This window comes from Sphingomonas sp. CFBP 8765 (assembly GCF_014841445.1).
GTDB lineage: Bacteria > Pseudomonadota > Alphaproteobacteria > Sphingomonadales > Sphingomonadaceae > Sphingomonas > Sphingomonas aerolata.
In genome coordinates, this window is sequence record NZ_JACYTY010000008.1 from 40710 (window position 1) to 52179 (window position 11470).

Sequence of the window (11470 nt, forward strand, 5' to 3'; positions counted from 1 at the left end):
GTAACCGGGGGCACGCGAACAATCCCCCCTAGCGAGGGGGTTTGGAGGCGTCTGAAGCAGCGGCCTTCGAGGCGGTCTATTCAGCCACAATTCACCGGTCGACGGGCGGGATACGCCTGGCGCGATGCCGCGTCGACGACGGGACATTCCCGGCGTCTCGCCAGTTGGGCCGCGGGGCGCTATGTCGCGCCAGTCCGCCAGCCTTGAGAAGGAACGTTTGATGCCCGCCACCCTGCTTCACACCCATCGTGTCGAGAAGCCCTGGGGACGCCACACACTGTGGCCCGGCTTTGACGATCCCGCCCCGGATGCGCCGGCGATCGGCGAGGTCTGGTTCCAGGAACCCGGCGACACGACCCCCGATCTGCTGATCAAATATCTGTTCACCAGCGAGAAGTTGTCGGTGCAGGTCCATCCCGACGACGACCAGGCGCATGCGCTCGGCCTGCCGCGGGGCAAGGACGAATGCTGGACGGTGCTGGCCGCCGAGCCCGATTCGACGATCGCCGTCGGTACCAAGGCGCCGATGTCGCGCGACGACCTGCGCGCGGCCGCGATCGACGGCACGATCGAGGACAAGCTTTACTGGAAGCCGGTCAAGGCGGGCGATTTCATGTACTGCGCCTCCGACACGATCCACGCGATCGGCGGCGGCCTGACGGTGATCGAGGTTCAGCAGAACTCGGAAACCACCTATCGCCTCTATGATTATGGCAGCGACCGCGAACTGCACCTCGACGACGGCATCGCGGTCTCGGATCCGGTGCCCTATCAGCCGATCGTGTCGCCGGGCGTCGTCTCCGAAGGTCGGACGATCCAGGTCGAAGGCCCCAAGTTCGTGCTCGAGCGCTGGACCGGTGGCGAGCATGCGGTGACCCTGCCCGAGGGGCGGACCGCCTGGCTGATCCCGATTACCGGATCGGGCAGCGTCGCGGGTGTCGCGTTCAAGGCGGGCGAATGCGTGACCGTGACCGGGTCCGAGCGGATCGAGGCCAGCGACGATGCCGACCTGCTGTTCGCCTATGCGGGCGACACGCGGATCTGATCGGGTGCTGCGGCGGGGGGCGGTGCGCCTCCCGCCGCCCCATCGATGCGACCGGCCAGATATACGTCGATCCGTGCGGCGGCGTCGGCGGGTACGTGCAGCCCGAGCTTGCTGCGGCGATAGAGGATGTCGGCCGCCGACCGCGCCCATTCCTGATCGACGAGATAGTCGATCTCGGCAGCATGAAGCCCCGCGCCGAAATCCTCGCCAAGCTCGGCGGTGGTGCGCGCCGCACCGAGGATCCGGCCCACCCGCGTCCCGTAGGCGCGGCCGAGTCGGCGCAGCAGTTCAGTCGACAGGTCGGGGTACGCCCGGATCAGCGCTTCGAGATACCGGTCGAAATCGCTCTCGGGCAGATCTCCACCGGGCAGCGCGACCGTCGCGGTCCAGCTTTTTGTCAGGTCCGTGTTTCGATCGGGGAAGAAGGGGGCAAGCTGGATCATCGCGTGCTCGGCGAGCTTGCGATAGGTCGTGATCTTGCCGCCGAAGATGCTCACCATCGCGGCGCGATCCTCCGCGGCGTCGAGATCTAGCACATAGTCGCGTGTCACCGCCGACGCACTGGCCGCGTGATCGTCGTAGAGCGGGCGGATCCCCGAATAGCTCCAGACGATGTCGGCGGGGGTGATGCCACGCTGGAAATACCGGTCGATGGTGTCGCACAGATAGGCGGTCTCGGCGGCGTCGATCGTCGCGGGGCCGGGGGCGCCCTGCCAGGCCTCGTCGGTGGTGCCGATCAGCGTGAAGCGACCTTCATAGGGAATCGCGAAGACGACGCGCTTGTCCGGGTTCTGCAACAGCAGGGCGTGATCGCCCGCATAGAGGCGCGGGACGACGATGTGGCTGCCCTTGATCAGCCGGACCCCGCGGTCGCGGTGCGAATCGGGGATCTTCCCCAGGACATCGGCGACCCAGGGTCCCGCCGCGTTGACGAGCACGCGGGCGGTGACGGTCCGCTCGCCCTGCGCATCGGCGATCGTCGCGGACCAGCCGCCGTCCCGTCGGGTCGCCGCGACCAGCCGGGTGCGCGTCAGGATCGTCGCGCCGCGCTCGGCCGCATCGCGCGCGTTGAGCACGACCAGCCGGCTGTCCTCCACCCAGCAATCCGAATAGACGAAGGCGCGCGTCGCGCCGGGTTTCAGCCCGTCGCCCAGCGGATCGCGGTCGAGACGCACGGTCCGCGTCGCGGGCAGGATCTTGCGGCCGCCCAGATGGTCGTAGAGGAACAGCCCGAGCCGGACCATCCAGGCGGGACGCGGCGAATGCGTCTGCGGCAGGACGAACTGCAGCGGCCAGATGATGTGCGGCGCGATCGCCAGCAGCCGCTCGCGTTCGATCAGCGCCTCGCGCACCAGCCGGAGTTCGCCATATTCGAGATAGCGCAGCCCGCCATGGATCAGCTTGGTGCTGGCCGACGAGGTATGGCTGGCCAGATCGTCCTGCTCGACCAGCAGGACCGACAGTCCGCGCCCGGCGGCATCGCGCGCGATCCCGGTGCCGTTGATGCCGCCACCGACGATCAACAGGTCGACGTCGAATTTCGCGGGCGTTTTCATCATCGTCTCCCGTTTACCACCGCGGGCCGACCGGTGGCTAGCCTCGACGCGGGGTGGTGGGGCGGCCTAGAGCGGTCGCAAAGGAGAGCCGCATGGGCCAAGCCACGCACGTCCTCGCGATCGATCAGGGTACGACATCGACGCGCAGCATCCTGTTCGATGCGACGGCCAGACCGGTCGCGACGGCGCAGCGCGAATTCGCGCAGCATTATCCGCGACTCGGCTGGGTCGAGCATGACCCCGAGGACATATGGCGCGACACGCTGGCGACCGCGCGCGAGGCGATCGCGCGCGGCGGCGTGCCCGCGCGCGACATCGCGGCGATCGGCATCACCAACCAGCGCGAAACCGTCGTCGTCTGGGATCGCGCGACGGGCACGCCGATCTACCCCGCGATCGTCTGGCAGGACCGCCGCACCGCGGATGTGTGTCAGAGCCTGAAGGCCGAGGGCGCGGAACAGATGGTCCGCGACAAGACCGGCTTGCTGCTCGATCCCTATTTCTCCGCGACCAAGATCGCGTGGATCCTCGACACCGTGCCGGGTGCGCGTGCGCGCGCGGACAAGGGGCAGCTCGCCTTTGGCACGATCGACTGTTTTCTGCTGTGGCGGCTCACCGGCGGCGCGGTGCATGCGACCGACGTGACCAATGCCGGGCGCACGCTCCTCTACGACATTCGCCGGCAGGACTGGGACGATGTGCTGTGCAGATTGCTGCGCGTGCCACAGGCGGTGCTGCCCGAGGTGCACGACAACAGCCATGTGTTCGGCACGACCGCACCGGGGTTGTTCGACGTCCCGATTCCGATCGCGGGAATGGCGGGGGATCAGCAGGCGGCGTTGTTCGGCCAAGCCTGCTTCGCGCGCGGCATGGTCAAGTCGACCTATGGAACAGGATGTTTCATGCTGCTCAACACCGGTGACACGGCGATCGCGTCCGACCACCGGTTGCTGACCACGCCCGCCTATCGGCTGAACGGGCAGATGACCTATGCGCTGGAGGGATCGATCTTCGTCGCCGGCGCGGCGGTCAAGTGGCTGCGCGATGGGCTCGGCGTGATCGCCAGCGCGCACCAGACGCACGACATGGCGACCGAGGTTCCCGACAGCCACGGCGTCTACATGGTCCCCGCCTTTGTCGGGCTGGGCGCGCCGCACTGGGATCCCGACGCGCGCGGGCTCATCACCGGGCTGACGCTGGGCGCGACGGGCGCGCATCTCGCACGCGCCGCGCTTGAGGCGGTCGGCTATCAAACGCTCGATCTGGCGCAGGCGATGGTCGCGGACGGCGGCGCGGCGCCCGCGACGCTCAGGATCGACGGCGGCATGGCGGCGAACGACTGGCTGTGTCAGTTTCTCGCGGACATGCTCGAGACACCGGTCGAGCGGCCGACGCATCTCGAGACGACCGCGCTTGGCGCAGCGTTCCATGCGGGGCTGGCGACCGGCGTCTGGCCCGATCTCGATGCGTTGTCGCAGACGTGGCGGCGGGGGGCGTGTTTCGAGCCGCGCATGGCGACGAACGACCGCGCCGCGCTGATCGCCGGCTGGCACGCCGCGTTACGCAAGGCGCTCAGTACGGACTGACGATCGGCCGGGCCGCCTCAGGATGCGACGCGCAGACCCGTCACGCGCTGGACCAGGACTTCGATCTGGCCGCGATGGAACCCGGCGGCGAGGAACCGCTCGATCTCGGCGACCGGCAGCGCGAAGCCGTGGCGCCACGCATGGACCGAGAGCCGACGCAGCGCCTCGAGCCGCGGGTCGGCCAGCGGCGAGCGCTCGGACAGGCCGAAGATCGTCCGCAGCGCGCGGTCCAGCCGTCCCGGCACCGCCAGGCTGCGCAGGCCGTCTTGCTTCGCAAGCATGATGACATGCCATTCGAGCTGCGTGAACCCGGCCCGGCCTTCGGTCTGCGCGGCGCTGATCGTCGGCCGGCTGGCGACGGGGGCGGCGAACAGGTTGTCGAGGTCGAGATAGGCCATGGTCGGGTCTCTTCGGATGGACAAAGGGGCACGCGGCGAAGGTGCCGCGTGGGAAACAGGTCGAATTGTGGTGCAGCGCTTCGGGGCGGCAGCAAAATCATCGTTAGGTGAAGACCGGAGCAGGATCCCTGGACCCCGATCGTCTTCGATACCGCTCGGTATAGTAAGCGCAGGCGGGCGTCAATCGCCTTTTGTACCGACGGGTAGGGTTTCGACCGGGCCTGAAAACCGTAACGTCACCCGCCGCGGGTGCGGCGGGTGACGTCAGTCGTGTAGTCTGGATAGGCGGGCAGCTGTAAGCCGGCCCGCCGGTCAGCTCAGCCCTCGTTGGCGCGCTTCGCCAGTTCCTTGTTCACGCCAAGCGCGATCAGCGTGCAGACCGCACCCGAGAACAGATAGGCGCCGCTGGCCGCGAGGCCGAGCTTGCTCGACAGCAGCAATGCGGCGAGCGGGGCGAAGCCCGCACCGAACAGCCAGGCCAGATCGGTCGTCAGCGCCGACCCGGTATAGCGGTGCGTCTTGCCGAGGCTGGTCGCGAGCGAGCCCGACGACTGGCCGAAGGACAGGCCGAACAGCGCGAAGCCGACGATCATGAACACCCACTCACCGGTCGCGCCGCCGTCGAGCAGCATCGGCGCACCGATCGCGAACAGCGCGATCAGCACCGCGGTGCTGCCGAGCAGCGTGCGGCGACCGATGCGATCGGCGAGCAGCCCGGAAACGAGCGTCGCGCACAGGCCGATCGCCGCGCCGATCACCTCGATCGTCAGGAACCGGCCTGGCGTCTCGCGCGTGAACAGCACGATCCACGACAGTGGGAACACCGTCACCATATGGAACAGCGCGAAGCTGGCGAGCGGGGCGAAGGCGCCGAGCACGATGGTGCGGCCTTCGGCGCGAATCGTATCGAGCACGGGCGCCGGCTGTAGCGCACGCGATTCGAACAGGGTGGTGAACTCGGGCGTGACGACGAGGCGGAGGCGGGCGAACAGTGCGACGACGTTGATCGCGAAGGCCACGAAGAACGGATAGCGCCAGCCCCAGTCGATGAAGTCGGCGGCAGGCAGCGTCGCGACGAAGAAGGCGAACAGGCCGCTGGCCACCAGCAGGCCGAACGGCGCGCCGAGCTGTGGCAGCATCGCGTACCAGCCGCGGCGACCCTCGGGCGCGTTGAGCGAGAGCAGCGAGGCGAGACCATCCCAGGCGCCCGCGAGCGCGATGCCCTGCGCGATACGCAGGATCGACAGCAGCACGACCGACCAGTTGCCGACCTGCGCATAGCCGGGGAGGAAGCCCATTGCCACGGTCGCCGTGCCGAGCAGGAACAGCGCGATCGTCAGCTTGGCGCTGCGGCCATAGAGCCGATCGACCGCAATGAAGATCACCGACCCGAGCGGGCGCGCGATGAAGGCGAGCGCGAAGACCGCGAACGAGTAGATCGTCCCCTGCAGCCGGTCGACATAGGGGAAGACCAGCGTCGGGAAGACGATGACCGAGGCGATCGCATAGACGAAAAAGTCGAAAAATTCGGACGTGCGTCCGATGACGACGCCGATCGCGATCTCGCCCGGCGACACCTTTTTCCCGTGATCGTGAAGATCGCGGGCATCGTCTTCGAAAGACGTCGATGCGGCGTGTGCACTCATTCTCAAACTCGCTTCCGTGAGGCGGCTCGCCGCCCAATGGCCTTTTCGGACGGCGCACCGATCATACGCCTTTTCGTCGACTGCGGGCAGGGCCTTTCGGAGTCACACCGAGAGACCTATCTCTGTCGCATCATGAGCGCCATGCCTTTGCTGCAGTGCGGCGCCCATTGGACAAATTGTCCACTATGGAATGATCTAACAGCGGCGTAGGGGCGAGTACATGACCGCCGAGCTATCGAATTCCAGGCCCCGATCCTGGCTCTTACGCGCAGCAGCCCTGCTGCCCGCGCTGTTGATCAGTGGATGCAACTGGGTCGTGATGTCGCCATCTGGCGATATTGCGGTGCAGCAGCGTGACCTGGTCCTCATCTCCACCGGGCTGATGCTCATCATCATCGTCCCGGTGATCGCGCTGACGCTGTTTTTCGCTTATCATTACCGGCAGGCGAACAAGAGCGCGAAGTACGAGCCGACCTGGGATCACTCGGTCGGGCTCGAGCTGCTGATCTGGGGCGTGCCGCTGCTGATCATCATCGCGCTCGGCGCATTGACCTGGACCAGCACGCATCTGCTCGATCCCTATCGTCCGCTCGGCCGCATCTCCGCGCAGAGCGGCGATATCGGCGAGAACACGCCGGTGGGGCAGCTCGCGGGCAACCAGCAGACGATCACGGGCGGCAAGCCGCTCGACGTCCAGGTCGTCGCGCTCGACTGGAAATGGCTGTTCATCTACCCCGAATACGGCATCGCCACGGTCAACGAACTGGCCGCGCCGGTCGATCGCCCGCTGCGCTTCAAGATGACCTCGTCCTCGGTCATGAACGCCTTCTACATCCCCGCGCTCGCCGGCATGATCTACACCATGCCCGGGATGGAGACGACGCTGCATGCGGTGATCAACAAGCCCGGCAATTACGAAGGCTTCTCGTCCAACTATAGCGGCGCGGGCTTTTCGGGCATGCGCTTCCGCTTCCACGGGGTGTCCGACGCGGGCTTCGATGCCTGGGTCGCGAAGGTCCGGAACGGCGGCGGCGGTCTGAACCGTGCCAACTACATGCAGCTCGAAAAGCCGAGCGAGAAGGTGCCGGTCCGCTATTTCGGCGGTGTCGAGAGTTCGCTGTTCAAGGCGATCGTCGAGCAGTGCGTGAAGCCCGGCAAGCCGTGCATGTCGGACATGATGGGCAAGAACCCGCATGACGGCATGGCGATGCCCGGCGTCAATGGCGGCAGCGGGCCGCAGGACGCCGGCCCCCGACCCGAGGGCGGCTTGATGAAGGACGGCGACGAAAAGGGGAGCGGGAAACACTGGTCTGCGCCAGCCGACATAAAACGCGACGGCGCCAACGCCGCGCCCGGCTCGCCTGCCAACCGCAATCACACCATGCTGACCCCCTCAACCATGCCGGGCTCGCGCCCCGTCGCGAACGGCTAGAGAAAAGCTCATGTCAGACTCCATATTGAAGACGATCTTCGGCCGACTGACGCTGGAATCGCTGCCGCTGCATGAACCGATCGTCGTCGCGACGTTCGGCATGGTGGCGATCGGCGGTGCCGCGCTGCTGGCCGCGCTCACCTATTTCAAGGTGTGGGGCTATCTGTGGAACCAGTGGTTCACCAGCGTCGACCACAAGAAGATCGGGATCATGTACATGATCCTCGCGATCGTCATGCTGCTGCGCGGCTTCTCCGACGCGATCATGATGCGCCTGCAGCAGGCGATGGCGTTCGGGGGTAGCGAAGGCTATCTCAACGCGCATCACTATGACCAGGTCTTCACCGCTCACGGCGTGATCATGATCTTCTTCGTGGCGATGCCGATGGTCACCGGGCTGATGAACTATGTCGTCCCGCTCCAGATCGGTGCGCGCGACGTGTCGTTCCCGTTCCTGAACAATTTCAGCTTCTGGATGACCGCGGCGGGTGCCGTGATCGTCATGATGTCGCTGTTCATCGGCGAGTTCGCGCGGACCGGCTGGCTCGCGATGCCGCCGCTGTCGGGGATCGCCTATTCGCCCGATGTCGGGGTCGATTATTATATCTGGGCGCTCCAGATCGCGGGCATCGGAACGTTGCTGTCCGGCGTCAATCTGGTCGCGACCATCGTCAAGATGCGTGCGCCCGGCATGGGCATGATGAAGATGCCGATCTTCACCTGGACCGCACTGTGCACCAACATCCTGATCGTCGCCGCCTTCCCGGTGCTGACCGCGGTGCTCGCGATGCTGTCGCTCGACCGGTACATCGGTACCGCGTTCTTCACGAACGACGCGGGCGGCAACCCGATGATGTACGTCAACCTGATCTGGATCTGGGGTCACCCCGAGGTCTACATCCTGGTCCTGCCGGCGTTCGGCATCTTCTCGGAAGTCACCTCGACCTTCTCGGGCAAGCGCCTCTTCGGCTACAGCTCGATGGTCTATGCGACGCTCGTCATCACGATCCTGTCGTACCTTGTCTGGCTGCACCACTTCTTCACCATGGGGTCGGGGGCGAGCGTCAACTCGTTCTTCGGCATCACCACGATGATCATCTCGATCCCGACCGGGGCCAAGATCTTCAACTGGCTGTTCACCATGTACAAGGGGCGGATCCGGTTCGAACTGCCGATGATGTGGACGATCGCCTTCATGGTGACCTTCACGATCGGCGGCATGACCGGCGTCCTGCTCGCGGTGCCGCCTGCCGACTTCGTGCTGCACAACTCGCTGTTCCTGGTCGCGCATTTCCATAACGTGATCATCGGCGGCACGCTGTTCGGCATGTTCGCCGGGATCAACTACTGGTTCCCGAAGGCGTTCGGCTTCAAGCTGGACGAGAAGTGGGGCAAGGTCTCGTTCTGGTGCTGGGTGTCGGGCTTCTACTTCGCCTTCATGCCCCTCTATGTGCTCGGCCTGATGGGCGTGACCCGCCGCATGCGCTATTTCGACGATCCGAACCTGCAGATCTGGTTCGTCATCGCCGCCTTCGGTGCAGCACTGGTCGCGGTCGGCATCGCTGCCTTCCTGATCCAGATCTTCGTCAGCATCCGCAACCGCGAGGCGCTCGCCGATCACACCGGCGACCCCTGGGGTGGCCGGACGCTCGAATGGGCAACCTCGTCGCCGCCGCCCGACTATAACTTCGCGTTCACGCCCGTCGTTCATGATCTGGACGCCTGGTACGACATGAAGGACCGCAAGCATCAGCGGCCGGTCAGCGGCTTCCGCGCGATCCACATGCCGAGCAACACGGGTACCGGCGTCGTGCTGGGCGTGCTCAGCATCGCCTTCGGCTTCGCGATGATCTGGTACATGTGGTGGCTCGCGGGTCTGACGCTGGTCGGGATCTTCGCCACGACGATCTTCCACACCTTCAACTACAAGCGCGACTTCTACATCCCGGTCGAGGACGTGATCGCCAGCGAGGACGCGCGCACCCGCATGCTCGCGACCCAGGGAGCCTGACGCGATGTCTTCGGTATCATTGAAGAAGGACGGTCTGGACGAGAAGGGTGAGCCCCTCTCGTTCTACCAGCTGGAAGAGCATCACCATCCCGAGGGCAGCAGCACGATGCTGGGCTTCTGGATGTACCTGATGAGCGATTGCCTCATCTTCGCGGTGCTGTTCGCAGCTTACGGCGTGCTCGGCACCAGCTATGCCGGCGGACCGACGCCCAAGGAGATCTTCGAGCTGCCGCTCGTCGCGGTGAACACCGCGATGCTGCTGTTCTCGTCGATCACCTATGGCTTCGCGATGCTGTCGATGGAGGAAGGGCGTCAGCGCATCATGCAGATGTGGCTGGCCTTTACCGGGCTGTTCGGCCTCGCCTTCCTGTCGATCGAAATGTACGAGTTCGCCACCCTCATCCATGAGGGCGCGGGTCCGACCCGCAGCGCGTTCCTGTCGTCCTTCTTCACACTGGTCGGCACGCACGGCCTGCACGTGACGATGGGCTTCATCTGGCTCGTCACGCTGATGGTGCAGGTGCAGAAGCACGGCCTGATCGCCGCGAACAAGCGCCGCCTGATGTGCCTCAGCATGTTCTGGCATTTCCTTGACGTCATCTGGATCGGCGTCTTCACCTTCGTCTATCTGATGGGTTCGCTGCGATGACCGACCGCCCCGCCACCGCGCACGACGCGCATGCCGACCACGCCCATGACGATCATGGGCATGGCGACGACCACGCGTCGCACGGGACGCGCAAGAGCTACCTCAAGGGGTTCTTCCTCTCGGTCATCCTGACCGCGATCCCGTTCTGGGCCGTAATGACCGGCGCGTTCAAGGATCCGTCGACCGCCGCGCTGGTGATCATGCTGTTCGCGGTGATCCAGATCGTCGTCCACATGATCTACTTCCTGCACATGAACGGAAAGTCCGAGAATGGCTGGACGATGATGGCGCTGATCTTCACGATCATCCTGGTCGTGATCACGCTCAGCGGCTCGATCTGGGTCATGTATCACCTCAACACCAACATGATGCCGATGCAGGCCGCGGTAGATATGTGATGTCAGGGCATGCCCGGCCGCGGCCGGCGATCTGGGTGGCGGGCTTCATCGCGCTGCTGCTGTTCGCCGGGTTCTGCGCGCTGGGTGTGTGGCAGGTCGAGCGTCGTGTCTGGAAGCTCGACCTGATCCGGCAGGTGGCCGCGCGGTCACAGGCCGCACCGGTCGCGCCGCCCGGCCCGGCGTACTGGCCGGCGATCACGGCGGGCAGCGATGCGTATCGCCGTATCCGGGTGAGCGGCGTCTTCGCGCATGACCGCACGACGCTGGTCCGCGCCGCAACCGCACTTGGCAGCGGCTATTGGGTGATGACGCCGTTACGGACCGCACAGGGCTTCGATGTCCTGGTCAACCGCGGCTATGTCTCGCCCGAACAGCGCGGCGCCTATGCGCGGCCGGTCGGGATGGTGACCGTGACGGGCTATCTGCGGATTACCGAACCTGGTGGTGGCTTCCTGCGCAAGAATGATCCCGCGACCGACAACTGGTATTCGCGCGACGTCGCTGCGATCGCGGGCGCGCGTGGCCTTGACCGCACGGCGCCCTATTTCATCGACGCGGACAAGGTCGGGGACGGCGCACCGGTCGGCGGCCAGACCGTCATCGCGTTTCCGAACAATCATCTCGTCTACATGCTGACATGGTTCGGCCTCGCCGCGATGACGGTGCTCGGCTTCGTCGTGTTCGTGCGACACGATCGTCGTCGTGATAGACGCTGATCGGCGACGTCGTGCGTTGAGAGCGTCGCAGGA

10 protein-coding genes are annotated in these 11470 nt (G+C 65.7%); 7 read left to right on the forward strand and 3 right to left on the reverse strand.

All coding sequences use genetic code 11. The features are described from left to right. The first annotated feature begins 220 nt into the window (after positions 1-220). Entirely contained in the window at positions 221-1045 is an 825-nt protein-coding gene (locus tag IFT87_RS17290; protein ID WP_192191376.1) for a phosphoheptose isomerase, read from the forward strand. Here the strand turns inward: IFT87_RS17290 and IFT87_RS17295 are convergent. Then, positions 1021-2601: a glycerol-3-phosphate dehydrogenase gene (locus tag IFT87_RS17295; protein WP_249403425.1), complete on the reverse strand. Its 1581-nt coding sequence runs from the start codon at positions 2599-2601 to the stop codon at positions 1021-1023. The genes IFT87_RS17290 and IFT87_RS17295 overlap by 25 nt on opposite strands. Before the next feature lie 92 nt (positions 2602-2693). Here IFT87_RS17295 and glpK point away from each other — a divergent pair, with 92 nt between their 5' ends. Further along, entirely contained in the window at positions 2694-4187 is a 1494-nt protein-coding gene (gene glpK / locus IFT87_RS17300; RefSeq protein ID WP_192191378.1) for a glycerol kinase GlpK, read from the forward strand. Positions 4188-4204: 17 nt separating this feature from the next. On the opposite strand, the gene IFT87_RS17305 is transcribed toward glpK, so the two are convergent. Together IFT87_RS17305 and IFT87_RS17310 are read right to left on the reverse strand one after the other, a co-directional pair. Beyond that, positions 4205-4585 (reverse strand): hypothetical protein, encoded by a 381-nt coding sequence (locus IFT87_RS17305; RefSeq protein WP_031395863.1) that lies wholly within the window; start codon positions 4583-4585, stop codon positions 4205-4207. Positions 4586-4902: 317 nt separating this feature from the next. Continuing rightward, positions 4903-6231 (reverse strand): MFS transporter, encoded by a 1329-nt coding sequence (locus IFT87_RS17310; RefSeq protein ID WP_031395864.1) that lies wholly within the window; start codon positions 6229-6231, stop codon positions 4903-4905. 319 nt (positions 6232-6550) lie between these two features. Between IFT87_RS17310 and IFT87_RS17315 the strand changes: the two genes are divergently transcribed. The 5 genes from IFT87_RS17315 to IFT87_RS17335 are packed head-to-tail and all read left to right on the forward strand — an operon-like array spanning position 6551 to position 11437. Continuing rightward, complete coding sequence (locus IFT87_RS17315; RefSeq protein ID WP_426290845.1) at positions 6551-7663, forward strand: ubiquinol oxidase subunit II; 1113 nt, start codon at positions 6551-6553, stop codon at positions 7661-7663. Positions 7664-7673: 10 nt separating this feature from the next. Then, positions 7674-9674: a cytochrome o ubiquinol oxidase subunit I gene (gene cyoB, locus IFT87_RS17320; RefSeq protein WP_031395866.1), complete on the forward strand. Its 2001-nt coding sequence runs from the start codon at positions 7674-7676 to the stop codon at positions 9672-9674. 4 nt (positions 9675-9678) lie between these two features. Further along, a complete protein-coding gene (gene cyoC, locus IFT87_RS17325; RefSeq protein ID WP_042467557.1) occupies positions 9679-10323 on the forward strand; it encodes a cytochrome o ubiquinol oxidase subunit III in 645 nt (214 codons plus the stop codon). Further along, positions 10320-10721, forward strand: coding sequence for a cytochrome o ubiquinol oxidase subunit IV (gene cyoD / locus IFT87_RS17330; protein WP_031395868.1), 402 nt, complete (start codon positions 10320-10322; stop codon positions 10719-10721). Before cyoC ends, cyoD begins: the two co-directional genes overlap by 4 nt. Next, entirely contained in the window at positions 10721-11437 is a 717-nt protein-coding gene (locus IFT87_RS17335) for an SURF1 family protein (protein ID WP_192191379.1), read from the forward strand. The genes cyoD and IFT87_RS17335 overlap by 1 nt, the downstream gene beginning before the upstream one ends. Positions 11438-11470 lie beyond the last annotated feature (33 nt).